The 22,786-nt window shown below is 55.5% G+C and carries 25 protein-coding genes; 9 read left to right on the top strand and 16 right to left on the bottom strand.

The window, feature by feature from the left end:
- Positions 1 to 62: 62 nt before the first annotated feature.
- From ACOTXR_RS01380 to nfsA, 3 genes are all read right to left on the bottom strand, one after another.
- Positions 63 to 539, bottom strand: coding sequence for a YbjN domain-containing protein (locus ACOTXR_RS01380; RefSeq protein ID WP_003858385.1), 477 nt, complete (start codon positions 537 to 539; stop codon positions 63 to 65).
- A 63-nt stretch (positions 540 to 602) separates the two neighbouring features.
- Entirely contained in the window at positions 603 to 1,505 is a 903-nt protein-coding gene (rimK, locus tag ACOTXR_RS01375) for a 30S ribosomal protein S6--L-glutamate ligase (RefSeq protein ID WP_032628797.1), read from the bottom strand.
- A gap of 51 nt (positions 1,506 to 1,556) precedes the next feature.
- Positions 1,557 to 2,279, bottom strand: coding sequence for a nitroreductase NfsA (gene nfsA / locus ACOTXR_RS01370; protein ID WP_058690436.1), 723 nt, complete (start codon positions 2,277 to 2,279; stop codon positions 1,557 to 1,559).
- A gap of 183 nt (positions 2,280 to 2,462) precedes the next feature.
- Between nfsA and ACOTXR_RS01365 the strand changes: the two genes are divergently transcribed.
- The gene (locus tag ACOTXR_RS01365; protein WP_014883149.1) at positions 2,463 to 2,732 is read left to right on the top strand and encodes a GrxA family glutaredoxin; all 270 of its coding nucleotides are present in this window, start codon (positions 2,463 to 2,465) and stop codon (positions 2,730 to 2,732) included.
- A gap of 30 nt (positions 2,733 to 2,762) precedes the next feature.
- On the opposite strand, the gene ACOTXR_RS01360 is transcribed toward ACOTXR_RS01365, so the two are convergent.
- Entirely contained in the window at positions 2,763 to 3,131 is a 369-nt protein-coding gene (locus tag ACOTXR_RS01360) for an inner membrane protein YbjM (RefSeq protein ID WP_014883148.1), read from the bottom strand.
- Between the two features lie 279 nt (positions 3,132 to 3,410).
- Between ACOTXR_RS01360 and ACOTXR_RS01355 the strand changes: the two genes are divergently transcribed.
- Positions 3,411 to 5,096: an aspartate:alanine antiporter gene (locus ACOTXR_RS01355; protein WP_014169303.1), complete on the top strand. Its 1,686-nt coding sequence runs from the start codon at positions 3,411 to 3,413 to the stop codon at positions 5,094 to 5,096.
- A 250-nt stretch (positions 5,097 to 5,346) separates the two neighbouring features.
- Here ACOTXR_RS01355 and ACOTXR_RS01350 read toward each other — a convergent pair whose 3' ends face one another.
- Positions 5,347 to 5,898, bottom strand: a complete 552-nt coding sequence (locus tag ACOTXR_RS01350) for a TetR/AcrR family transcriptional regulator (RefSeq protein ID WP_047624657.1) — start codon at positions 5,896 to 5,898, stop codon at positions 5,347 to 5,349.
- An 81-nt stretch (positions 5,899 to 5,979) separates the two neighbouring features.
- Here ACOTXR_RS01350 and ACOTXR_RS01345 point away from each other — a divergent pair, with 81 nt between their 5' ends.
- The gene (locus ACOTXR_RS01345; protein WP_014883146.1) at positions 5,980 to 7,194 is read left to right on the top strand and encodes an MFS transporter; all 1,215 of its coding nucleotides are present in this window, start codon (positions 5,980 to 5,982) and stop codon (positions 7,192 to 7,194) included.
- Positions 7,184 to 7,996 carry a Cof-type HAD-IIB family hydrolase gene (locus tag ACOTXR_RS01340; RefSeq protein ID WP_014883145.1) on the top strand — a complete coding sequence of 271 codons (813 nt, stop codon included), beginning with the start codon at positions 7,184 to 7,186 and terminating at the stop codon, positions 7,994 to 7,996. The genes ACOTXR_RS01345 and ACOTXR_RS01340 overlap by 11 nt, the downstream gene beginning before the upstream one ends.
- A 60-nt stretch (positions 7,997 to 8,056) precedes the next feature.
- On the opposite strand, the gene ACOTXR_RS01335 is transcribed toward ACOTXR_RS01340, so the two are convergent.
- Entirely contained in the window at positions 8,057 to 9,289 is a 1,233-nt protein-coding gene (locus ACOTXR_RS01335; protein ID WP_014883144.1) for an MFS transporter, read from the bottom strand.
- A 168-nt stretch (positions 9,290 to 9,457) separates the two neighbouring features.
- Here ACOTXR_RS01335 and ACOTXR_RS01330 point away from each other — a divergent pair, with 168 nt between their 5' ends.
- The 3 genes from ACOTXR_RS01330 (at position 9,458) to deoR (ending at position 11,628) form a co-directional block, all read left to right on the top strand.
- Positions 9,458 to 10,186, top strand: a complete 729-nt coding sequence (locus ACOTXR_RS01330; protein ID WP_058690437.1) for a phosphatase PAP2 family protein — start codon at positions 9,458 to 9,460, stop codon at positions 10,184 to 10,186.
- 7 nt (positions 10,187 to 10,193) lie between these two features.
- A complete protein-coding gene (ybjG, locus tag ACOTXR_RS01325) occupies positions 10,194 to 10,802 on the top strand; it encodes an undecaprenyl-diphosphate phosphatase (protein ID WP_014883142.1) in 609 nt (202 codons plus the stop codon).
- A gap of 67 nt (positions 10,803 to 10,869) precedes the next feature.
- Positions 10,870 to 11,628, top strand: a complete 759-nt coding sequence (deoR, locus tag ACOTXR_RS01320; RefSeq protein ID WP_014883141.1) for a DNA-binding transcriptional repressor DeoR — start codon at positions 10,870 to 10,872, stop codon at positions 11,626 to 11,628.
- A gap of 67 nt (positions 11,629 to 11,695) precedes the next feature.
- On the opposite strand, the gene dacC is transcribed toward deoR, so the two are convergent.
- A complete protein-coding gene (gene dacC / locus ACOTXR_RS01315; protein WP_045268580.1) occupies positions 11,696 to 12,901 on the bottom strand; it encodes a serine-type D-Ala-D-Ala carboxypeptidase in 1,206 nt (401 codons plus the stop codon).
- 242 nt (positions 12,902 to 13,143) lie between these two features.
- Here dacC and ACOTXR_RS01310 point away from each other — a divergent pair, with 242 nt between their 5' ends.
- Complete coding sequence (locus ACOTXR_RS01310) at positions 13,144 to 13,770, top strand: glutathione S-transferase family protein (RefSeq protein ID WP_023338183.1); 627 nt, start codon at positions 13,144 to 13,146, stop codon at positions 13,768 to 13,770.
- Here the strand turns inward: ACOTXR_RS01310 and ACOTXR_RS01305 are convergent, their stop codons facing one another.
- From ACOTXR_RS01305 to ACOTXR_RS01280, 6 genes are all read right to left on the bottom strand, one after another.
- Positions 13,771 to 14,889: a PQQ-dependent sugar dehydrogenase gene (locus ACOTXR_RS01305; protein ID WP_058690438.1), complete on the bottom strand. Its 1,119-nt coding sequence runs from the start codon at positions 14,887 to 14,889 to the stop codon at positions 13,771 to 13,773. It lies immediately after the preceding gene.
- Positions 14,890 to 14,995: 106 nt separating this feature from the next.
- Positions 14,996 to 15,379 carry a biofilm formation regulator BssR gene (gene bssR / locus ACOTXR_RS01300; RefSeq protein WP_023332493.1) on the bottom strand — a complete coding sequence of 128 codons (384 nt, stop codon included), beginning with the start codon at positions 15,377 to 15,379 and terminating at the stop codon, positions 14,996 to 14,998.
- Between the two features lie 437 nt (positions 15,380 to 15,816).
- On the bottom strand, positions 15,817 to 15,933 hold the full coding sequence (locus ACOTXR_RS01295; protein WP_373371041.1) for a bacteriocin immunity protein: 117 nt from the start codon (positions 15,931 to 15,933) through the stop codon (positions 15,817 to 15,819).
- Positions 15,934 to 16,022: 89 nt separating this feature from the next.
- Positions 16,023 to 16,277, bottom strand: a complete 255-nt coding sequence (locus ACOTXR_RS01290; RefSeq protein WP_058690440.1) for a DUF7683 domain-containing protein — start codon at positions 16,275 to 16,277, stop codon at positions 16,023 to 16,025.
- The gene (locus ACOTXR_RS01285) at positions 16,277 to 17,176 is read right to left on the bottom strand and encodes a colicin E3/pyocin S6 family cytotoxin (protein ID WP_058690441.1); all 900 of its coding nucleotides are present in this window, start codon (positions 17,174 to 17,176) and stop codon (positions 16,277 to 16,279) included. Before ACOTXR_RS01285 ends, ACOTXR_RS01290 begins: the two co-directional genes overlap by 1 nt.
- Positions 17,177 to 17,311: 135 nt before the next feature.
- Entirely contained in the window at positions 17,312 to 17,797 is a 486-nt protein-coding gene (locus ACOTXR_RS01280) for a hypothetical protein (RefSeq protein ID WP_176686919.1), read from the bottom strand.
- 221 nt (positions 17,798 to 18,018) lie between these two features.
- Between ACOTXR_RS01280 and rimO the strand changes: the two genes are divergently transcribed.
- Positions 18,019 to 19,344 carry a 30S ribosomal protein S12 methylthiotransferase RimO gene (rimO, locus tag ACOTXR_RS01275; RefSeq protein ID WP_045134211.1) on the top strand — a complete coding sequence of 442 codons (1,326 nt, stop codon included), beginning with the start codon at positions 18,019 to 18,021 and terminating at the stop codon, positions 19,342 to 19,344.
- Positions 19,345 to 19,407: 63 nt separating this feature from the next.
- Here rimO and gsiD read toward each other — a convergent pair whose 3' ends face one another.
- Genes gsiD through gsiB form a run of 3 tightly spaced genes read right to left on the bottom strand, consistent with a single transcriptional unit; the run spans position 19,408 to position 22,785 of the window.
- Positions 19,408 to 20,319, bottom strand: a complete 912-nt coding sequence (gene gsiD / locus ACOTXR_RS01270) for a glutathione ABC transporter permease GsiD (RefSeq protein ID WP_023335042.1) — start codon at positions 20,317 to 20,319, stop codon at positions 19,408 to 19,410.
- Between the two features lies 1 nt (position 20,320).
- Positions 20,321 to 21,241 (bottom strand): glutathione ABC transporter permease GsiC, encoded by a 921-nt coding sequence (gene gsiC / locus ACOTXR_RS01265; RefSeq protein WP_421766970.1) that lies wholly within the window; start codon positions 21,239 to 21,241, stop codon positions 20,321 to 20,323.
- 5 nt (positions 21,242 to 21,246) lie between these two features.
- On the bottom strand, positions 21,247 to 22,785 hold the full coding sequence (gene gsiB, locus ACOTXR_RS01260; RefSeq protein WP_200923852.1) for a glutathione ABC transporter substrate-binding protein GsiB: 1,539 nt from the start codon (positions 22,783 to 22,785) through the stop codon (positions 21,247 to 21,249).
- Position 22,786 lies beyond the last annotated feature (1 nt).

Genomic DNA, 22,786 nt, shown 5'->3' with positions numbered 1-22,786 from the left:
GCAGCAGAAAAAATGGCCTAATGCAGCCGCCATGGCAGCGACTGCGCAAAAGTCAGGCAGCCTTAGTGAAGAAAATTGGGAGATGCATCATTATTCTCTGCATCATCTTCCGCGCTATACAGCAGATGGTGTGCATTGGCTTCCATCATGACCATGGAAATTTGCTCTTCACTCAAGCGCATAAACCAGGCGAACTGCTTAAAGGAGAGCCCTGCCCCGGAGAATAAAGACTGGCAAACGACCAGTTTTGGCAGATTATCATCCTGTATATCGAGAAATGCTTTCACCGTCAAAGAACTGGCATTGATGGCCGACAGGTCGGAGGCCAGCGCCAGTAGCGCAGACGGCTTCACTTCGGCCAGCGCGGAGAAAAGGATCACGTCGTTAATCAGATCGATTTTGGCATCAAAAATACCGTCGAAATTTTGCATATGAGGCAGATGCAGCGCCTGGCAGGAATCACATTCAAAGAACGTAATACCGGCATCATCGAGCCATTGACGTAACGTATCCAGTGTTGGTACGACCTGTAAATCCATCGCGGTGCAGCCTCTCTAATAAAAACTTCGCATAGATTACGCAAAAAGTGCGTTCAATGCCATTTAACCGCCCGTTTTCAGACAGTAGCCCGGCGTGGCATGACGCTCGATCCATGTGATCATTTTACCTGCAATATCGACCCCCGTGGTTTTTTCCACGCCTTCCAGCCCCGGTGAGGCATTCACCTCCATGACCAGCGGCCCGCGCGTCGCCCGCAGGAGGTCAACGCCCGCCACGTCCAGCCCCAACGTTTGCGCGGCTTTTACGGCAATGTCCCGTTCGCGATCGCTAATATCAGCCACTCTCGCTATGCCGCCGCGGTGAAGGTTAGAGCGGAAATCGCCCTCTTTGGCCTGACGCTCAATGGCCGCCACCACTTCATTTCCGACCACGAAACAGCGAATATCACGCCCTTTCGCCTCTTCGATATACTCCTGCACCAGAATGTGCGCATTCAGTCCCCGAAAGGCGTCGACCACACTTTCTGCAGCCTGCCGCGTCTCCGCCAGCACCACGCCGATACCCTGCGTGCCTTCTACCAGCTTGATCACTAAAGGCGCGCCGCCCACCATGTCTATCAGATCGCTGGTGTCGTCCGGCGAATGGGCTATTCCGGTAACGGGGAGATCGATCCCCTGACGGGCGAGCAGCTGCAGCGAGCGCAACTTGTCGCGGGCGCGGGAAATGGCCACGGATTCATTGAGCGGATAGCTGCCCAGCATCTCAAACTGGCGCAGCGCGGCGGTGCCGTAATAGGTGATCTGGGAGCCGATACGCGGGATCACCGCATCAAAATGCGGCAGCTTGCGGCCTTTGTAGTGTATAGATGAAGCGGCGGGGTCGATGTTCATATAGCAGGACATCGGGTCAAGGATCTCAACCTGATGTCCGCGTTTTGCCGCCGCTTCTCGCAGGCGTTTACATGAATAGAGCGTTCCATCCCGGGACAATATGGCAATTTTCACCCTGCACCTCTCTGAAGACATGGAAAAAGCCTTCATATCATACAGAATGGACTATCGCGTCGCCCAGCCCTGTTTATGCAGATAATCGAGAATAAACGGGCGATTTTCTTTAATGATGGTGCGGCGAATGTGCTCGCTCCAGGTATCGCGGCGGTTATTGCTGTCACGCGTCAGATAGTAATTCGCCAGCTCTTCATCATAGTGATTGAGGACATCACGATCGACCGGCTGGTAGTGGTTCTCGTGCACCAGCATTGCCGCAGGAATACGCGGTTTCAGGTCCGGATTATCCGCCGGCCAGCCGAGGCAGAGGCCAAACAGCGGCAGTACATGTTTTGGCAGCTTCAGCAGTTCGGTGACGCTTTCAATGTTGTTACGCAACCCGCCGATATAGACCCCGCCTAGTCCCAACGATTCCGCCGCAGTAAAGGCGTTTTGCGCCATCAGCGCGGTATCCACGACGCCCAGCAGCAGTTGTTCGGCGAGCCCCAGTTGCGCTTCAGGGCAAATCTGCAGATGGCGGTTAAAGTCGGCACAAAATACCCAGAACTCGGCGGCCTGGGCCACATGCTTCTGCCCGCCGGTCAGCGTCACCAGCTGTTCACGCATCGCCGGGTCGGTAATGCGAATAATGGAGCTGCACTGCAGGAAACTGGAGCTGGAGGTCGCCCTTGCGCTGTTAATAATGGCGGTACGCTGCGCCTCGGTGATTGGCTCATCGGTGAAGTGGCGAATGGAACGATGGGAAAGGAGCAGGTCAATCGTGGGTGTCATCTTCTCTCTCTTTGCTTGCTTAAAACGTATGGCAGCCAGTATAGGCAATGATCTGCGCGGTGTAATTGGCGAAACATAGCTCATAGGTATTATAACGACAGGCGAAACCTTCTTTAATGACGACAGGTTATGAGGCACTATACGTCTCATTCGCCGTCAGGCTTGTTTTTTGAGGAGAGAGAAATGTTTGCAGTAATTTTTGGTCGTCCAGGGTGCCCTTACTGTGTGCGCGCAAAAGAGCTGGCAGAGAAACTGACCGCAGAACGCGATGACTTCAATTTCCGCTATGTGGACATCCACGCGGAAGGCATCACCAAAGCCGATCTGGAAAAAACAGTCGGTAAGCCGGTTGAAACCGTCCCACAGATCTTCCTCGATCAGAAACACATCGGCGGTTGCACCGACTTTGAAGCCTACGCCAAAGAACATCTTGGCCTGTTTGCCGAGCAGTAATGAAAGGACGCCCTCACCCTGAGGGCGTTTTTATTTGTGGTGCCGTCGGTGCTGAATCAGGCTGCGCACAAATAAGTAGCAGAGCGCGCCAAGGGCACACCAGAATATGGCACTTAGCAACCACGCCAGCTCCTGCCAGAAACTCCGCGTTGAAACATACAGCAGGCGCATTAGCAGCAGACATAATGGCGCTGCAAGTATCGCCCCCAGTAACGGTTTCACCACTTCCCCTTTACGGGAGAGAAAACTGGCGGCGGCTCCCGGTAGCGTGAAGAAGAGCAACCCCAGCTCCGGATGCCCGGACGCCCTGAATGCGCCCTTCACATTAAATGCGAGCGACATGCATACGACCGTGAACAGCAAAAAGCAGCTGATCACCCCCGCCCAGTTTCGTTTCATATTCAAACAATCCTCCTGACTTATCTCTATCAAATACACTTTCGTCGGGTAGACGCCCAGTCAGATAAAGCAATGCGGCAATCCTTGCCAAAGTACGCACAGGGTGATGCGATAATCAGTAGCTGTCAGTAGCTAATGCGATTAAACTACACGCCAGCTAATGTTTTAGGGAATAAAGCAGGAAACAGGGAGCGTTAACGCCTTTCCCTGACCCAGAAAACAGTAGCCCAAAAAGTCCTTTCATTCAACAACTTACTGGTAAACAAGAAGTTAGCCTCCGTGAATATAAACGTCGCAGACTTGTTAAATGGGAATTACATCCTGTTATTATTTGTGGTACTGGCGCTGGGTCTTTGCCTGGGTAAATTGCGCCTGGGATCGGTTCAACTTGGTAATTCCATTGGCGTTTTAGTCGTCTCCTTATTATTAGGCCAGCAGCACTTCAGCATTAACACGGACGCGCTCAACTTAGGTTTTATGTTGTTTATTTTTTGTGTTGGCGTGGAAGCAGGACCGAACTTTTTTTCGATTTTCTTCCGCGACGGCAAAAATTATCTGATGCTGGCGCTGGTGATGGTCGGCAGCGCACTGCTGATCGCCTTAGGACTGGGTAAGCTGTTTGGCTGGGATATCGGGTTAACGGCCGGTATGCTGGCAGGCTCCATGACCTCTACGCCAGTGCTGGTGGGTGCAGGCGATACCCTGCGCCATTCGGGCATGGCTGGCGCACAGCTTTCGACCGCGCTCGACCACCTGAGCCTGGGCTATGCCCTGACCTATCTGATTGGTCTGGTGAGCCTGATTGTCGGCGCGCGCTATCTGCCAAAACTGCAGCATCAGGATCTGCAGACCAGTGCCCAGCAAATCGCCCGTGAGCGCGGGCTGGATACCGACAGCAAACGTAAAGTCTACCTCCCGGTGATCCGCGCCTACCGCGTCGGACCTGAGCTGGTGGCATGGGCAGACGGGAAAAATCTTCGCGAGCTGGGGATTTACCGCCAGACCGGGTGCTACATCGAACGTATCCGCCGTAACGGCATTCTGGCGAACCCGGACGGTGACGCGGTGCTGCAGATGGGCGACGACATCGCGCTGGTGGGTTACCCGGACGCGCATGCCCGTCTCGACCCAAGCTTCCGAAACGGCAAAGAAGTGTTCGACCGCGATCTGCTCGACATGCGCATCGTCACCGAAGAGATCGTGGTGAAAAACCATAACGCCGTTGGCCGTCGTCTGGCGCAGCTCAAGCTGACCGACCACGGCTGCTTCCTTAACCGCGTCATCCGCAGCCAGATTGAGATGCCCATCGACGACAACGTCGTGCTCAACAAAGGCGACGTTTTGCAGGTCAGCGGCGACGCGCGACGCGTAAAAACCGTTGCCGACCGCATCGGCTTTATCTCCATTCACAGCCAGGTCACTGACCTGCTGGCTTTCTGCGCCTTCTTTATTGTGGGCCTGATGATCGGGATGATCACCTTCCAGTTCAGCAACTTCAGTTTCGGAATCGGTAACGCCGCCGGTCTGCTGTTCGCCGGGATCATGCTGGGCTTCCTGCGAGCGAACCATCCAACGTTCGGCTACATACCGCAAGGTGCGCTGAACATGGTGAAAGAGTTCGGTCTGATGGTGTTTATGGCGGGTGTCGGCTTAAGCGCCGGAAGCGGCATTGGACACAGCCTGGGTGCCGTGGGCTGGCAGATGCTGGTTTCCGGCCTTATCGTCAGCCTGGTGCCGGTGGTGATCTGCTTCCTGTTTGGTGCCTACGTGCTGCGCATGAACCGCGCCCTGCTCTTCGGAGCAATGATGGGGGCGCGTACCTGTGCGCCGGCCATGGAAATTATCAGCGACACCGCGCGCAGCAACATCCCGGCGCTGGGCTATGCAGGCACCTACGCTATCGCCAACGTACTGCTGACGCTGGCAGGTACGCTGATCATCATCATCTGGCCAGGACTCGGATAACTCTGAAGTTTGCGCGTAATGAAAAAATTTTTGTTACGCGCAGAACTTTTTTATCAGGGGGCAGTCATAACTAGTGCCACTGCTTTTCTTTGATGTCCCCAATTTGTGGAGCCCATCAACCCCGCCGTTTTGGTTCAAGGTTGATGGGTTTTTTGTTGCCTTAAATAAACCCCAACAAAGAATAACCAAAGCCCGTTATCCAGCTTTTCTAAACGTGGGCATACGTAATGCCAGGCTTAACGAGCGATGTCTAAGCGTTTCCCTCACCCGCAATCCTCCCAACCATCGCCCGAATCTCGTCCCGGGTTAACGGCTCCCGGTCGGTCACATAGTGCAACGTCATCCCTTCGATAAACGCATCCAGCGCGCGTGTGGTAACCGGATCGAACCACTGCTCCAGCGTAGTCTGGCTCATCTTCATCCAGTCCTGCATCACCGTTTTGAGCGCCGCGCTGCGGTGCATAAAGGCGTAAAGCTGGTACATCAGCGCCATGTTGTGCGGCGTCGTCACCTGCGAACTGTGGATCAGGGTGGTGATGGACTCGCACGCCATTTCAGGCCCGGTGACGCCCGCAAAGAAATCCCGATACTGCTGCGACATCTGTTGCGTAAACCATGTGAACGCTTCCTCCAGCAGCGGCTCCATGCCGTCAAAATAGTAGGTCATCGACCCCAGCGGCACGCCCGCGCAGGCAGCGATTTTACGGTGCGTGACGGCGTGAATACCGTGCTCGGCAATGGTATCGAGTGTTGCCTGCAGGATCTTCTCCCGGCGATGCGGATCGTTCGGTGGTCTGCTCATAAATTCCTCACGTGGTTTGTGTACAAATGTACACAAACTTGCTAGTGTTGTCGCTATTGTTGTACTTCTGGTGCTACCCCAATGACGTTGACCTCTCCCCGTAAAACCCTGCAGCTCCGCATGTGGGCGCTGTTTATGTTCTTCTTTATTCCCGGTCTGCTGATGGCCTCTTGGGCCACGCGCACGCCCGCCATTCGCGATATTTTGTCTGTCTCTACGGCTGAGATGGGCATCGTGCTGTTCGGCCTGTCGATCGGTTCCATGAGCGGCATTCTCTGTTCCGCATGGCTGGTGAAGCGCTTTGGTACGCGAGCTGTGATCCGCACCACCATGTGCTGCGCGGTGTTCGGGATGGTGGTATTGAGCATCGCGCTGTGGTTTGCCTCGCCGGTGTTGTTCGCGCTGGGGCTGACGGTATTTGGCGGCAGCTTCGGTTCTGCGGAGGTAGCCATCAACGTTGAAGGGGCGGCGGTCGAACGTGAGATGAACAAAACCGTGCTGCCCATGATGCATGGCTTCTATAGCCTCGGTACGCTGGCCGGTGCGGGCGTGGGGATGGCGCTGACGGCCACGGGTGTGACCGCCAATCTGCATATCCTGCTGGCGGCGCTGGTGTGCATCATTCCGATCCTCACCGGCATCCGGGCCATCCCGGACGGCACCGGTAAAAACTCCGCTGACGAACGCTCGTCAGCCGAAAAAGGACTCCCCTTCTACCGCGATTTCCAGCTGATGCTGATCGGCGTGGTGGTACTGGCGATGGCGTTTGCAGAAGGCTCCGCCAACGACTGGCTGCCGCTGCTGATGGTGGACGGTCACGGCTTTAGCCCGACCTCCGGCTCGCTGATTTACGCCGGGTTTACGCTGGGGATGACCGTCGGGCGCTTCACCGGCGGCTGGTTTATCGACCGCTACAGCCGCGTGGCGGTGGTGCGCGCCAGCGCCCTGCTGGGCGGCCTGGGGATTGCGATGATTATCTTTGTGGACGTGGACTGGATTGCCGGCGTCTCGGTGATCCTCTGGGGACTGGGGGCGTCACTCGGCTTCCCGCTGACCATTTCCGCCGCCAGCGACACCGGGCCGGATGCCCCGACGCGCGTCAGCGTGGTGGCGACAACGGGCTACCTCGCCTTCCTGGTGGGGCCGCCGCTGCTCGGCTTCCTGGGTGAACACTACGGGCTGCGCAGCGCCATGCTGGTGGTGTTAGGGTTGGTGATCATCGCCGCGCTGGTGGCGCGCGCGGTGGCAAAGCCGGAAACGAAACAAACGACACTGGAGAAGGGATATGAGCGTTAAACTGATCGCCGTCGACATGGATGGCACATTCCTGAGCGATGCCAAGACCTATAACCGCCCGCGCTTTCTGGCGCAGTACGCCCGCATGAAGGCGCAAGGCATTCGCTTCGTGGTCGCCAGCGGCAACCAGTACTACCAGCTGATCTCCTTTTTCCCGGAGATTGCGCATGAAATTGCGTTCGTCGCTGAGAACGGCGGCTGGGTCGTGAGCGCCGGAGAGGATGTCTTTAACGGTGAATTGTCGAAAGCCCATTTCGAGACCGTCGCGAATGTATTAAACGACGTTCCGGGCATTGAGATTATCGCCTGCGGAAAAAACAGCGCCTATACGCTGAAATGCTATGACGATAACTTTAAGGATATCGCCGCGAAGTACTATCACCGGCTCGAAATGGTGAGTGATTTCGACAACCTGAACGACATTTTCTTCAAGTTTGGGCTGAACGTGTCAGACCATGAAATTCCGCGCATCCAGGCGATGCTGCATGAAAAGCTTAACGACATTATGGTGCCCGTGACAACCGGCCACGGCAGTATCGACCTGATTATCCCCGGCGTGCACAAAGCCAACGGTCTGCGGATCCTGCAACAGCGCTGGGGCATAGAGGACAGTGAAGTGGTTGCCTTCGGTGACAGCGGCAACGACGTGGAGATGTTGCGTCAGTCCGGGTTCAGCTTCGCGATGGCGAATGCCAGACCGCATATTAAAGCAGTGGCGCGGTTTGAAGCGCCGCATAATAACGAGGAAGGTGTGCTGGATGTGATTGAGAAGGTGTTGAACGGGGAGGCACCGTTTAATTGATATCGTGCGGTCTGGTGCCTTCACCCTAACCCTCTCCCTGTGGGAGAGGGAATAAACAGATTACGGTTGCAGGGCGTTGCCGACGCGTTTGTCCTTCAGGAACACCATCATCAGGCCAACCCACAGCACGCCGTTGGCGAGGTTAAACAGACTGAACAGACCGTTGCCACCCATCGCGTAAGCGTGCTTGCTCACCTCGATACCGACGGTAAAAATCAGCATCTGCAGCATACCCATCGCCGCGGACACCGTGCCTTTACTCATCTCGCTGGCAAACAGCGTCAGGCGCACCAGCCCGGCGTTCGCCACGCCAATCCCGAATGCATAAAGGCTGAGCCCCGCCGTCATCCACAGATAAGCGTGGGATGACGCAACGGTCGCCACCGCGGCAAGAATCAGCCCTGCTGCAATCGGCCAGCCACCCATAATAATCAGTGAACGCACGGTGCGGCGTGACGTCAGACGTGCCAGCACCAGGTTACCGATAATCAGCGCGCCAAAAATCGGCACCTGCAGCAGACCGTACTCGTAGCTGCTGAGCTTTTCACCGCTGATGATAATGACCGGAGACTGCGCAATCCACGCCAGCAGCGGCAGGCTCACAAACCCGGTCGCCAGCGCCCCCGCCAGAAAGCGGCCATTCTTCAGCACTTCTTTGTAATCCCGGCCCAGCTCCTTGAGCGAGAGTTTTTCACCCAGACGGGTCGCCGTTTCCGGCATTGCGCGGTGCAGGCCAAAGAACGCGATAGCAGCGAGAACCGCAAAGAGGATAAACATCCCTTCCCAGGGCGCAACATGTACCCACGCGGCGCCCACCAGCGGCCCGAGTAAAGGGGCAATCAGCGCCACGTTTGCCATGAGCGCGGTAATTTTGATACACACCGCCTCTTCAAACGACTCCTGAATGGCGGCATACCCTACGGCACCGATAAAGCACAGGCTCACCCCCTGCAGGAAACGCAGCAGGGTAAATTGCTCAATGTTTTGCGCCAGCAGCGTAGCGAGACAGGTGACGATAAACCACACCACGCCGGTCAGCATTACCGGACGGCGGCCAATACGATCCGACAGCGGCCCTAACAGCCACTGTAAAAACATGCCGCCAGCCAGATAGGCGGTCATGGAGGTCGGCACCCATTCAATTCCCGCGTTGTACTGCTCCACAACGGCCAGCATGCCGGGCTGGATCATATCGTTGCCGATATAGGTGGAGAATTCGTAGAGCACCAGACACAGGGGGAAAAGCAACGCCTGACGACCCAGACGTGAACCAGAAGAAGAACGGTTTAACATGCAATCTCTTTAAAATGACAAAATCGCGACGAGTGTAATGAAATGCCGCAGCCCGAGATAGTGATTTATCGAGGATAAACAGAAATAAAGCACATATCGTCTTCGTTTAAGGTTTCCTTAAGTTGACAGATTTATGATAGCCCGATTACTCGTCAACGATCCCAAATTATGGCACTCACTTCCAGCCGTTCAGAATTGTCTAACTTACAGACAAATAAGACAAAACGACTTTACCGCTTACCCTCCCGCTTTTATGGTTATCAGCTTTTCGTGCTGTTAGTCCTTGCCGTGGTGTTTACGTGGCTTTCGCGCGATGAAGCGCTCGACAGATGGATCACTGGTTTTTGGTATGACGCGGCGACGCAGAGCTTCCCGCTGCAGAAAGACCACCTGCTGGATTTGCTCAACCATCGTCTGGCGAAGTACATCGCCATCGCCTTAGGTGCCGTGGCGCTGCTTTACGGCGCTTACAAACGTAACGCCAGGCTGATTACGGCGGCGCTGCTGATGGGGCTTGGCGCGCTGGTAGTGGGCGTACTGAAAAGCATTAGCCACCACAGCTGCCCGTGGGATCTGGTGGAGTATGGCGGGAAGGCGATGTCTTACCCCCTGTTTAGCGCCGTCCCGACAGACAGCGGGCCGGGGCGCTGTTTCCCCGGCGGCCATGCCTCCAGCGGTTTTATGGTGATGGGGCTGTTTTTTGCCTTCTGGCGCGAGCGTCCACGTCTCGCCTGGAGCTTTGTTGTCCTCGGCGTGCTGCTGGGTCTGGCGATGGGCTTCGGTCAGGTGATGCGCGGGGCACATTTTTTCTCTCACAACCTGTGGGCCGGGTGGTGGGTTTGGTTTTCCCAGGTGGCCGTCTACGGGCTGGTTTCCACCCGGTTTGCAAAAGAGTGATAACGCTATGCTAGAGAATCTGAATTATCAGCTGTTTTATCTGATCAACGCCACACCGGCCTCGCCAGAGTGGATGATTGATTTCGCCACCTTCCTGGCAAAAGATCTGATTAGTATCGTGCCTGTGCTGGCCGCTGTCCTCTGGCTCTGGGGCCCTCGCAGCCAGGTGAAGGCACAGCGCCAGCTGGTGATCAAAGTCGCGATGGCGCTCGGGGTCAGCGTACTGGTTAGTTATATTCTCGGCCATGCGTTCCCGCACGATCGTCCTTTTGTCGACCATGTCGGTTATACCTTCCTGCACCACGCGCCGGATGACTCCTTCCCGAGCGATCACGGTACGGTTATCTTCACCTTCGCGCTGGCTTTCCTGTTCTGGCATCGCCTATGGTCTGGTGCGGTGCTGATGGTGGCAGCCGCGGCGATTGCCTGGTCCCGCGTGTATCTTGGCGTCCACTGGCCGCTGGATATGGTCGGCGGTTTCCTGGTAGGACTGATTGGCTGCGTGAGCGCGGCAATCCTGTGGAATCTCTTCGGTGAAGCGCTCTACCGGGGGCTCTCTTCCCTTTATCGCGCCATTTTTGCCCTCCCGATCCGCAAAGGCTGGATACGTGACTAACCCCAACCGGACAGGTTACACTGAGCCCCCGCCCTGCGGGGGCTCATTTTTTTTATCCTGAGGAACTATGGAAACACGACGCGATGACCGCATAGCTCAGCTGCTTCAGGCGCTGAAGCGTAGTGATAAGCTGCATCTTAAGGAAGCCGCCAACCTCCTCGGCGTCTCAGAGATGACCATTCGTCGTGATCTGAACAGCGACAGCGCTCCCGTGGTACTGCTGGGTGGGTACATTGTGCTTGAGCCGCGTAGCGCCAGCCATTATCTGATAAGCGATCAGAAAACGCGTCTGGTGGAAGAGAAACGCAAAGCCGCGCGCCTGGCCGCCACGCTGGTACAGCCGCACCAGACGCTGTTTTTTGACTGCGGCACCACCACGCCGTGGATTATCGAAGCCATCGACAGCAGTATTCCTTTTACCGCCGTGTGTTACTCCCTGAACACCTTTCTGGCGCTGCAGGAGAAACCCGAGTGCCGGGTGATCCTCTGCGGCGGTGAGTTTCACGCCAGCAACGCTATCTTTAAGCCGCTCAACCTGCAGGACACGCTCAGCAACTTATGTCCGGACATCGCTTTCTATTCCGCCGCGGGCGTGAATGTGCGTCAGGGGGCGACCTGCTTTAACCTGGAGGAGCTGCCGGTAAAGCACTGGGCATTAAGCGCCGCGCAATACCATGTGCTGGTGGTCGATCACAGTAAATTTGGCAAAGTGCGTTCTGCAAGAATGGGCGAGCTGGCGCAGTTTGACGCCATCGTCAGTGATTGCCGCCCGGATGAGGAAATTGTGGCCCATGCGAAGGCGCAGCAGGTGAAGTTGATGTATTGAGAGGGGGGCGGTCTGATGCCCTCACCCCGCCCCTCTCCCACAGGGAGAGGGAGAAAAGCATGATGAATTAGCTGAACCAGCTGCCAAACCAGCTGTGGAATTTCATCAATACGAAATCCCACATCCGGCTGAAGAAGCCACCCTCTTCTACCGCTTCCATCACGATCAGCGGACGCTGTTCAATTGACTTACCGTTTAACTGGAAATCAATCGTCCCGACCACCTGGCCTTTTTTCAACGGCGCGGTGAGCTGCGGGTCGGTCAGGGTATAGCTGGCTTTCAGGTTTTTCAGCTGACCGCGTGGAATGGTCACGGAACCGGCTTCTCCCGCCCCGAGATTCACTTCACTCTTATCCCCAAACCAGACGCGCTGGCTGACGAACGTGGCATCCGGTTTAATCGGCGTCACGGTTTCATAGAAACGGAAGCCCCAGGTCAGCAGTTTTTCTGATTCGTTAAACCGGATGCGGTCGGTTTTGGTGCCCAGCACAACCGAGATCAAACGCATGTCGCCCTGCGTCGCAGAGGCCACCAGGTTATAGCCCGCGCCCGCCGTGGTGCCGGTCTTCATGCCGTCCACGTTAACGTTGCTGCTCCACAGGAGACGGTTACGGTTCGGCTGACGAATTTTGTTGAAGGTAAACTCTTTCTCTTTGTGGATCGCGTATTCATCCGGTACGTCGTGGATCAGCGCTTTCCCCAACAGCGCCATGTCGCGCGCGGTACTGAACTGTCCCGGCGCATCCAGGCCGTGAACCGTTTTGAATGTCGTGTTGGTTAAGCCGAGTTTCTGCGCATAGCCATTCATCAAACCAATGAAAGAATCCTGACTGCCGGCCACATAATCGGCCAGCGCGATACACGCGTCATTTCCCGACTGAATAATTACCCCTTTGTTCAGATCGGAAACGGACACCTGATCCCCTGGCTTCAGGAACATCACCGATGACCCGCGCAGCGCGGGGTTGCCGGTCGCCCAGGCGTCCTTTCCGATGGTGACCATATCGTCCAGCTTGATCTTACCGGCTTTCAAGGCCTGGCCGACCACATAGCTGGTCATGATCTTGGTCAGGCTGGCCGGATCGAGTTTCTCATCGGCATTGCCTTCCGCCAGCACTTTCCCGCTGGCATAGTCCATCAGGATCCAGGCGCGCGCATCCACCGGTGGCGCTTCGGGCGCAGCCTGTTCTGCTGCGTAGAGAGTTGGTGCAAACAGGAAAAGGAGCGCAGAGCCTGCCGCCAGGCTGCGCAGAGAAGTCATTTTTCGCGTCATAAATGCCACCCGAGTGTCCATTCAAAAATTACGTCACATCACCGTGTCGCAAGAAGCGATGAGTAATAGCGCACTAAAACGGTGAAAGAAACCCAGCGAGGGTAAAGTTATTAAAGTTTATGCAATAACATTCATTTACGCTTTGATTCAGGCGATTTTTTTGTCTTCTGTTGCGTAATTGTTAGGTTTATCTCACCATGGCGAAAAAGGTGACCCGGATTCACAACTCATCAGGAGTAAATATGATTACGCTGTGGGGCAGGAACAATTCGACCAACGTGAAGAAAGTGCTCTGGACGCTGGAAGAGCTGGATTTACCGTTTAATCAAATCATGGCTGGCATGGCATTCGGGGTAAACAGAGAGGCCGACTATCTGGCGATGAACCCGAACGGCCTGGTGCCGCTGCTGCGCGATGACGAAACAGACGCGACGCTTTGGGAATCTAACACTATTGTGCGCTACCTCGCCGCCCAGTACGGCCTTGGCCGTCTGTGGGTTGAAAACCCGGCGCAGCGCGCCCAGGGTGAAAAGTGGATGGACTGGGCAAACCAGACGTTCTCTCCTGTTCACCGGGTGATCCTGATGGGGCTAGTGAGAACCCCCGAGGCCGAGCGCGACTATCCCGCTATTCATGCCGCTCAGGATGCCTGTGAAAACCTGTTTGCCATGATGGATGACGAACTGGCGAAGCACGCCTGGTTCTCCGGCGAGACGTTCGGCGTGGGGGATATTGCCGTGGCGCCGTTTGTCTGGAACCTGACCAATATGGGGCTGAACTGGACGCCGCGCCCTCACCTTGAACGCTGGCTCAAGCAACTGAGCGAGCGTCCGGCGTACCGTAACGTCGTGATGACCCCGGTCACCTGATTACGCACCGGACGGGCTGACTTTTAGCAGTTGCCCGTCCGTTTCATCGGTGAGCACATACAGATACCCGTCCGGCCCCACCCGCACATCGCGAATACGTTGATCCCGATCGCCCAGGATGCGCCCGTCCTCCGTGACCTTGTTGCCCTCTACGCTCAGGACGATAACGTCTTTCTCCTTCAGCGCCCCAATAAACAGTTTGTTTTTCCACTGCGGAAAAACGTCGCTGTTGTAGAACGCCATGCCGCTGACCGCGGGCGAGACTTTCCAGACAAACAGCGGCTTCTCGGTTCCCTCGACGTGTTCACCTTTGGCTTCGGGGATTTTCAGGCCACTGTAATTAATGCCGTGTGTTGCCAGCGGCCAGCCGTAATTTTTGCCTTTCTCCGGGATATTGATTTCATCCCCGCCGCGCGGGCCATGTTCGTTCAGCCAGAGCGTGTCGCTCCACGGATTCATCGCCATTCCCTGCGGGTTGCGAATGCCATAAGACCAGATTTCCGGCCGTGCGCCGGCGGTGTTCACAAAGGGGTTATCCGCAGGGACTTTACCGTCCTCGGTCAGGCGCACCACTTTCCCCTGCAGCTTGTCCAGGTCCTGCGCCGTCGGGCGCTGGTTGTTATCGCCGAGTCCGATAAAGAGGTAGCCTTTGCCGTCAAACACCAGCCGTCCGCCAAAATGGTTACCGGTCGAGAGTTTCGGCATCTGGCGGAACACGACCTGGAATGCCTCGATGCGGGAAAGATCGTCGCTTAAGCGGCCATAACCCACCGTCGTTCCGGCTTTGCCGTCATGCCCTGCTTCGGCGTAACTCAGCCAGACGCGGCGCGACGTTGCAAAATCCGGCGCCAGCACCACGTCCAGCAATCCTCCCTGACCGTTCGCCCAGACCTTCGGAACGCCGACAATGGTATCGGAAAGCCCTTTTCCGGCCTGCCAGTGTTTGAGCTGCCCGCCCTTGAGGGTGACCAGAAGCCCTTTATTGTCCGGCAGGAACGCCATCGACCAGGGGTGATCGAGTCGGTTTTGCAGCACCTCGACCTTCACCGCCTCTGGCGCCGCAAGAAGTGAAAAGGAAAAGCACAACGCAGGAAGGAAAATCAACCAGGACCGTGGCATGACGCGCTCCTTTTTCGGCATATGGCATAAAGATTAGCCAGTACCTCCGGGCGCGTTACCACTTTTACAAAAGCTTAATCAGAAGGGGGAGTTGCCTCCCCCGGGCTCAGTGTTGTTCAAGCTTCTCATGCTCGGACAGACACATGATGCATAGAGAGAGCGTTGTCAGGCAGTTTTCAAGCTTCTCCGCGTTCACAGCGATAAAATTCGGGCAGTCGTGGCGTCCGTTCATCAAACATACCCCAGCAATGGAGAGCACCTCAGCGGCACGACGCAGCGCCATTAACTCGCATTCATCGTATTCCGCCCTCAGGATCGGTGCTTTTTCACGCATGAAATTGCAAAGTTCAAACAGATTATCACGCAGATGTTCGCTTTCGCTGACTGACATATAGCCTTTGGCCTTCCTGAGCTGCAGATAAGCGGCCAGGTCGATTCGGGCGTTGATCAGCTTGTTAAGCAGATCGCGTTTCAGTCTGTCAACGGACATGCTATTTCCTCCTCTGTCAGCCATGTTGCACAGTCAGAATAAGTTCATTTTTTGTACAGTTTAATGCCTGAGATCAATTATTCTTAACTAATTAACATTATTTACAATGTTACAACCCCTGCCCGACACATCCCGCTTGCAAAGAGTGTATAAATCCCACGCGATACGCTGTAAAATCCCGCCCTGATAACTCCATAATTGATGAATTTTTAACCTATAAGCAATGTTACGCACCCGCCGAAAATCAGCTTCGTCTCCCTCGGCTGCCTAAAGGGCGAAAATAATACGTTGCTGCCTTTGCTCTAAACCCCGGTAGTTCTGACCCTGACGCAAAAACGCCGGGATAAAAACCCGGCGCTTTTAATCAACATTTAATGCTTAGTGTCAAAGGCTCATTTCTCAAGAAAGCCCGGTTTAACATTGGCTTTGCGTCATCCTTAGACCTCTTGAACAACTCCTTTAGGACTATCTTCGCGGTCATCTCGGGGATAAAAGATGATGTCAGAGCCGTCAGGATGTTGGGTCAGGCGCTTAAACTCCAGTATGTTGTTGATATCTTCACATTTTGAAGTATCCGCAACATTTTAGACTGAACGAACAAACTCCAAGAATTCACTTTCTGTGTAGCCACGAAATGACCGCTTCAAGATGTTTCCCCGCCAGCGATTTGCACGATAACGTCTTCCGAATAGAATTTTTCGCCGAGTAAATTTTCTAAATCTAATGCCTGTTTTTGGCTAACATTGAACCCTGCGATGCCTTTGACAAATGCATCTTCGTCATCCGGCCCCCACCCCATGACAGCAGCAACTCCTTTCAGTTTGCTCTTAGGGATCTCAACCTCTAAAACCAATTCTTCGCTTTTTTTATCAAAGACTTCCACAGAATAGATTACCATCACTTTTCTACCTTTCTGGTTGGATCTGCTGGCTTGGTTTGCTCACCTGTTATGTGATTGAACTCTCCTAAATGGTTGCGGCCAGAACGGTCATAAACTTCGACTGTGCCATGTTGAGAATCCCATTCATAAATTTTACCTTTGGCATCTTTCCATCTTGCCCGAAGTTGTCCGCCACCTTGAATAGCTGTCTTACGTGGTGCTCTTTTCGCATCAGGGAATGCTGGTAATGGTGGGGTCCCTTTTGGTGCAGTGTGGTATTTGTGATCCGCATTCAGATAGACATAAATCGGATCAAAGGTCCCTGCTGGATGCACCAGAATATAATCCCGGAATGAACGTTCTCCCGGTTCTGGGGTAACTGTTGACCACAGGCTGTTGATTTCACTTTCCGGGTAAACCAGTACATTCGGAGGAATATAGACGTTGTCCTGGCTGCCGGTATTGGTCGGGGAAGAATATCCCGGATCGTCAGGAGTCCAAACGACTATCGGCTTATCTGCGCCATCCTCCCAGAACTCATAGTTCCCGGTGGTGGTGTTCTTCTGAAGCATGCGCACTGGCACTCGGTCCTGTCCGCCTCCGGCGCTTACATGGAAGCCTTTCGGCCTCATAATGCCGAACTGGTCAGCCTCCCAGCGAAAGCGAACACGGGTCGGAACATCTTCTTTATTCCGTGCGGCCTGCTCAAGGCGCATTTTATTAATGTAGTCCTGTTCGCCACTGTTGAGCTTTGGCGAGTAGAACATGCCAAACAGAAAAACGGTTGGAGGACTCGGGGCTATCCAGCGACCAGCCGTCGAAAGATTTCCTCCAATTTTCTGCACTGCTGCGTATCCGGCCTCAATTGCTGCATCAGTGGCGATCCCTGCTGTAGTCGCGGCCCTTGCTGTTGCCATACCTGCAGTCGCAGACGCTTTGGGGGCATCCGAGGAACTGAAAAGGCGCTTATACCACGCGCGGTTATCTTCTGGTGGTGGAGTCGGTTCGGCTGGTTTGAGTTTCTTTGCAGCCTGCGCGTGTTGGACGGGTTCCTATTCTGTTTGTTCCGGTTGAGGACTCGCCCGGAAATAGCCTGCATAACCGAAATTATCAACGGATTCCTGATCTGTTCCTGCGTCGGTACAACCTTCGCCTCGCTGACGAGATTTAGCGTAAACAGGAGTAATCGTGGAAACAGAAGACTTAGCTAGTTCCTGCAAGACACTGGTTAAGCCTGAATGGACGTTTGAAGCAGATTGGGACCCTGCTCCACCAGTGAAAAAGTTGGAAGAGGCAAATACATAATTATCAGGACACTTGCATAGAACCTTATCGCAGTGCGCAACATGACATTTTGCGCCAGGATTCTGCCAGCCACTTGCACTCCCCTGTATCGGAAAACTCCCTTTGCATTGGTTGCAAAATGCTTTATCCCCATCCAGTACCAGATGGTCTACACCATCAATACACCCAGATGTTGCTGACACTATCTTCCCGTATGAAGTCTTATCCCCCATTTTGGCCAGCCGTTTTGTCATAAGTCACTCTACTTATTATAAAAAACACTCCTCTCGGTCATTTTACAAGCAATAACCATACGTTCAACAAGCATTTGTTCTAAGCAAAACATCGTTTCTTAACCAGAAAAATCGATTGGCACCGAAAACCTGCATCGAGCGCAATTCTTCAGTACAAATTTCCCCCCAACCTCTGTAGAATCCCTGCCTGACCATTCCAAAAATCGAACAATTTTTAACCTATGAGCAATGTTACGCACCCGCCGAAAATCGGCTTCGTCTCCCTCGGCTGCCCGAAAAACCTGGTGGATTCCGAACGCATCCTTACCGAACTTCGTACCGAAGGCTATGACGTGGTGCCAAGCTACGACAACGCCGATATGGTGATTGTGAACACCTGCGGGTTTATTGACAGCGCGGTTCAGGAGTCCCTGGAAGCCATCGGTGAAGCCCTGACGGAAAACGGCAAAGTCATTGTGACCGGCTGTCTGGGCGCGAAAGAGGACCAGATCCGCGAAGTGCATCCGAAGGTGCTGGAGATCACTGGCCCGCACAGTTACGAGCAGGTGCTGGAACATGTTCATCACTACGTGCCAAAACCAAAGCACAATCCGTTCCTGAGCCTGGTGCCGGAACAGGGCGTGAAGCTGACGCCGCGTCACTACGCTTACCTGAAAATTTCCGAAGGCTGCAACCATCGCTGCACCTTCTGCATCATCCCGTCCATGCGTGGCGATCTGGTGAGCCGTCCGATTGGCGACGTGCTGGCGGAAGCTAAACGTCTGGCCGATGCTGGCGTGAAAGAACTGCTGGTGATTTCTCAGGATACCTCTGCTTACGGCGTAGACGTGAAGCACCGTTCCGGTTTCCACAACGGCGAGCCGGTGAAAACCAGCATGGTGGGCCTGTGCGAGCAGCTCGCGAAGCTGGGGATCTGGACGCGTCTGCATTACGTCTACCCATATCCGCACGTTGACGACGTCATTCCGCTGATGGCGGAAGGCAAAATCCTGCCGTATCTGGACATCCCGCTGCAGCACGCCAGTCCGCGTATCCTGAAGCTGATGAAACGTCCTGGCTCCGTTGACCGTCAGCTGGCACGCATTAAACAGTGGCGCGAAATCTGCCCGGATCTGACCCTGCGCTCAACCTTCATCGTCGGCTTCCCAGGTGAAACCGAAGAAGATTTCCAGATGCTGCTCGATTTCCTGAAAGAAGCGCGTCTGGACCGCGTAGGCTGCTTCAAGTACAGCCCGGTTGAAGGCGCAACCGCCAACGAACTGGCGGATCAGGTGCCGGAAGAGGTGAAAGAAGAGCGCTGGAACCGCTTTATGCAGCTGCAACAGCAGATCTCTGCTGAACGTCTGCAGGAGAAAGTGGGCCGAGAGATCATGGTTATCATTGACGAAGTGGACGAAGAAGGCGCAATTGGCCGCAGCATGGCGGATGCCCCTGAAATCGACGGCGCGGTGTACCTGAACGGCGAAACTCGCGTTAAGCCGGGTGATATTATTCGCGTGAAGGTTGAAAACGCGGACGAATATGACCTGTGGGGTAGCCGGGTTTAATCGTACTGCACCTCATTTCCAGGCCGGGTAAGGCGTAGCCGCCACCCGGCACATTCCACTGCCCTACCCCTTAATCCTCGGATCCAGCGCGTCGCGCAGCCCGTCCCCCAGCAGGTTAAACGCCAGCACGGTCAGGAAAATCGCCAGACTCGGGAAGATCGCCACGTGCGGCGCAATCACCATATCTGCCCTCGCCTCGTTCAGCATCGCGCCCCACTCCGGCGTCGGTGGCTGTGCGCCTAACCCCAGAAACGACAGGCTGGCCGCAGAAATAATCGACACGCCGATGCGCATGGTGAAATAGACCACAATAGACGACACCGTTCCCGGCAGAATATGACTGAACAGAATGGTGGCATCGCTGGCCCCCATGCTGCGGGCGGACTCGATAAACGTCTGCTGTTTCAGCACCAGCGTGTTGCCGCGCACAAGGCGGGCAAAGGCGGGAATCGAAAATACCGCGACGGCAATAATCACGTTCGCCATGCCGCTGCCCATAATGGCCACCACGGCAATGGCCAGCAGAATGCCGGGGAAGGCAAACAGCACGTCGCAGATTCGCATGATGATGCGATCCCACCAGCCTTCGTAATATCCGGCGACGAGACCCAGCACGGTACCGATTGCCGCGCCGATCAGTACCGCAAACACCCCGGCGGCAAGCGAGATTTGCGCCCCCACCAGCACGCGGCTGAAGATATCGCGCCCAAGGGAATCCACGCCGAACCAGTGGAGCATGGACGGCCCATCGTTCAGGCGGTCGTAGTCAAAATAGTTTTCCGCATCAAACGGCGCCACCCACGGCGCAACAATCGCCACCGCAATCAGCAGCAGCACAAACAGCCCCGCCGCCATGGCGACCGGCTGACGGCGAAAACGCCGCCAGAACTCAGACCACGGCGTGCGGATATGCTCCGGTTTCAGCCCCGGCATAGCGTTTAAAACGGCCTGACGTCGCCAGTTCAACAATCGCATCTTACTTATACCTGATGGCCGGGTTAATGGCGGCGTAGAGCACATCCACCACTAAGTTGATAAGAATAAACTCCAGGGAGAAAAGCAGGACTTCCGCCTGAATCACCGGGTAGTCGCGCATCTCGACCGAATCGACCAGCAGGCGCCCCAGCCCCGGCCAGTTGAAGACCTTTTCCACGACGATAGAGCCACCCAGCAGGAAACCAAACTGCAGCCCCATCATCGTCACCACCGGGATCATCGCATTGCGGAACCCGTGCTTGAGAATGACCCACTTCTCGCTGACTCCTTTCGCCCGCGCGGTGCGGATATAATCTTCGCTCAGCACGTCCACGAACGAGGCGCGGGTAAAGCGGGCCATCACCGCCGACACGGCAGCGCCCAGCGTCATGGAGGGCAGAATGTAATGCTTCCAGGTATCGGCCCCGACGGTCGGCAGCCAGCCCAGTTCAACGGAGAAAATTTGCATCAGCAGCATCCCCAGCGCGAACGCCGGGAAGGAGATGCCGGTCACCGCCAAGGCCATGCCGAGCTTGTCCGGCCAGCGGTTGCGCCAGACAGCCGCAATAATCCCCGCGCCCAGCCCAAACGCCACCGCCCAGCCCATGCTGGAAATCGTTAGCCAGAACGTGGGCATAAAGCGGCTGGCAATCTCCTCCGACACCGGACGCCTCGACACCATCGAGATGCCAAAGTCGCCCTGCAGAACGTTGCACATATAGTGCAGAAACTGCATATACAGCGGCTGGTCGAGGCCCAGCTGTTTACGCACCAGCTCAATGACGGCGGCATCCGCTTCCGGCCCGGCAACCAGACGCGCCGGATCGCCCGGCAGCATATGCACAAACAAAAATACCAGTATCGCCACAATCAGCAGCGTCGGGATAAGCCCAAGCAAGCGTTTACAAACATAATTCAGCATGAGTGTTATTTTAAATCCGCATCGTCAAAGCTAAAGCCCGTATCCGGCATGATGTAGAACCCGGTCAGCGCTTTGTTATGGGCTGAAACCAGTTTCTCCACCACCAGCGGTACCCACGGCGACTCTTTCCAGATAAGGTCCTGGGCGTCTTTGTAGAGGCGCGCTTTCTCTTCCGGTTTAGTGGTTTTCAGGGCATCGGCCAGATCGTTGTCCACCTGCGGATTGCTGTAAAACGCGGTGTTAAACAGGGTTGGCGGCCAGTTTTGCGAAGCAAACAGCGGTGCAAGCGCCCAGTCGGCTTCACCGGTCGACGCCGACCAGCCGGTATAGAACATCCGCACGCCGCTCTCTTTCTGCCCTTTCCCCTCGACCTCGGCGGCCCGCTGACCGGCATCCATCGCGGTGACCTGCACCTTGATGCCCACCTGCGCCAGCTGCTGCTGGGTGAACTGCAGCACCTTCTGGGCGGTACTGTGATTATGCGACGACCACAGCGTGGTGCTGAAACCGTTCGGGAAGCCCGCCTCTTTGAGCAGCTCGCGCGCTTTAGCCGGATCGTACGGCCACGGCTGATAGCTTTGCGCATAGGCAATGGCCGGAGGCAGCACGCCGGTCGCCGTGGTGGCATAGCCCGCAAAAGCGACCTTCACCAGCGCCTGACGGTTAATCGCATAGTTGATGGCTTCACGTACCTTTGGGTTATCAAACGGCTTCTGCGTGACGTTCATGCTGATATAGCGCTGCATGATCGACGGACTGGCCACCAGCTCCAGCTTGCTGTTTTTCTGCAGAATAGCGGCCTGCTCATACGGGATGGGGAAAGCAAACTGCGCCTCACCCGTTTGCAGCATCGCTGCGCGGGTATTGTTATCCACCACCGGACGCCAGGTGATGGTGTCCAGCTTCGGCAGCCCTTTCTGCCAGTACCCTGGGAATTTCTTCACCTTCACAAAATCGGTCTGGTTCCAGGTGAGCAGCTCGTACGGGCCGGTACCGACCGGGTGGAAGCCAATCTCCTTGCCGTACTTTTTCAACGCGGCAGGCGAGATCATCGCCGTTGCCGGGTGCGCCAGTATATTGATAAACGCCGAGAATGGCGCTTTCAGCGTGATTTTGACCGTCGTCGGATCCACCGCCTCGGTGCTGGCGATGTTTTTATAAAGGTTATAGCGCTTCAGGCTGTTTTCCGGGTTGCTGGCACGGTCAAGGTTGACCTTTACCGCCTCCGCATTGAAATCGGTACCGTCCTGGAACTTCACGCCGGAACGAAGCTTGATGGTATAGACCAGACCGTCGTCGGAGACGGTATACCCCTGCGCCAGAACATTTTTGAGCTTCATCTCGTTATCCAGGCCGAACAGCCCCTGATAGAACGATTTCGCCACCGCCTGGGAAAGCGTATCGTTGGCGTCATACGGATCCAGCGTGGTGAAGTTGGAGCCGACAGCAACCACCACATCTTTGGCAGCGAACGCGGGGGCAGCGGCCAGGGCTGCCGTCACGCTCGCGGCTAACAACCATCTACGCGCTACAAAAGTAACCATT

It is taken from the genome of Enterobacter cloacae complex sp. IR53030 (assembly GCF_049238365.1).
Lineage (GTDB): Bacteria > Pseudomonadota > Gammaproteobacteria > Enterobacterales > Enterobacteriaceae > Enterobacter > Enterobacter kobei.
The sequence above is the reverse complement of the archived record's forward strand: the minus strand, read 5'-3'. Positions and strand labels throughout refer to the sequence as shown.

Coding starts and splice junctions, on each gene's coding strand:
- ACOTXR_RS01310 (WP_023338183.1), top strand. CDS start 13,144: ATGATTACGCTGTGGGGCAGGAACAATTCGACCAACGTGAAGAAAGTG.
- ACOTXR_RS01305 (WP_058690438.1), bottom strand. CDS start 14,889: ATGCCACGGTCCTGGTTGATTTTCCTTCCTGCGTTGTGCTTTTCCTTT.
- deoR (WP_014883141.1), top strand. CDS start 10,870: ATGGAAACACGACGCGATGACCGCATAGCTCAGCTGCTTCAGGCGCTG.
- ybjG (WP_014883142.1), top strand. CDS start 10,194: ATGCTAGAGAATCTGAATTATCAGCTGTTTTATCTGATCAACGCCACA.
- ACOTXR_RS01360 (WP_014883148.1), bottom strand. CDS start 3,131: ATGAAACGAAACTGGGCGGGGGTGATCAGCTGCTTTTTGCTGTTCACG.
- ACOTXR_RS01345 (WP_014883146.1), top strand. CDS start 5,980: ATGACGTTGACCTCTCCCCGTAAAACCCTGCAGCTCCGCATGTGGGCG.
- gsiC (WP_421766970.1), bottom strand. CDS start 21,241: ATGCTGAATTATGTTTGTAAACGCTTGCTTGGGCTTATCCCGACGCTG.
- ACOTXR_RS01340 (WP_014883145.1), top strand. CDS start 7,184: ATGAGCGTTAAACTGATCGCCGTCGACATGGATGGCACATTCCTGAGC.
- gsiD (WP_023335042.1), bottom strand. CDS start 20,319: ATGCGATTGTTGAACTGGCGACGTCAGGCCGTTTTAAACGCTATGCCG.
- nfsA (WP_058690436.1), bottom strand. CDS start 2,279: ATGACACCCACGATTGACCTGCTCCTTTCCCATCGTTCCATTCGCCAC.
- ACOTXR_RS01350 (WP_047624657.1), bottom strand. CDS start 5,898: ATGAGCAGACCACCGAACGATCCGCATCGCCGGGAGAAGATCCTGCAG.
- gsiB (WP_200923852.1), bottom strand. CDS start 22,785: ATGGTTACTTTTGTAGCGCGTAGATGGTTGTTAGCCGCGAGCGTGACG.
- rimO (WP_045134211.1), top strand. CDS start 18,019: ATGAGCAATGTTACGCACCCGCCGAAAATCGGCTTCGTCTCCCTCGGC.
- bssR (WP_023332493.1), bottom strand. CDS start 15,379: ATGTCCGTTGACAGACTGAAACGCGATCTGCTTAACAAGCTGATCAAC.
- ACOTXR_RS01280 (WP_176686919.1), bottom strand. CDS start 17,797: ATGACAAAACGGCTGGCCAAAATGGGGGATAAGACTTCATACGGGAAG.
- ACOTXR_RS01290 (WP_058690440.1), bottom strand. CDS start 16,277: ATGGTAATCTATTCTGTGGAAGTCTTTGATAAAAAAAGCGAAGAATTG.
- ACOTXR_RS01380 (WP_003858385.1), bottom strand. CDS start 539: ATGGATTTACAGGTCGTACCAACACTGGATACGTTACGTCAATGGCTC.
- ACOTXR_RS01365 (WP_014883149.1), top strand. CDS start 2,463: ATGTTTGCAGTAATTTTTGGTCGTCCAGGGTGCCCTTACTGTGTGCGC.
- dacC (WP_045268580.1), bottom strand. CDS start 12,901: ATGACGCGAAAAATGACTTCTCTGCGCAGCCTGGCGGCAGGCTCTGCG.
- ACOTXR_RS01285 (WP_058690441.1), bottom strand. CDS start 17,176: ATGGCAACAGCAAGGGCCGCGACTACAGCAGGGATCGCCACTGATGCA.
- ACOTXR_RS01330 (WP_058690437.1), top strand. CDS start 9,458: ATGGCACTCACTTCCAGCCGTTCAGAATTGTCTAACTTACAGACAAAT.
- ACOTXR_RS01335 (WP_014883144.1), bottom strand. CDS start 9,289: ATGTTAAACCGTTCTTCTTCTGGTTCACGTCTGGGTCGTCAGGCGTTG.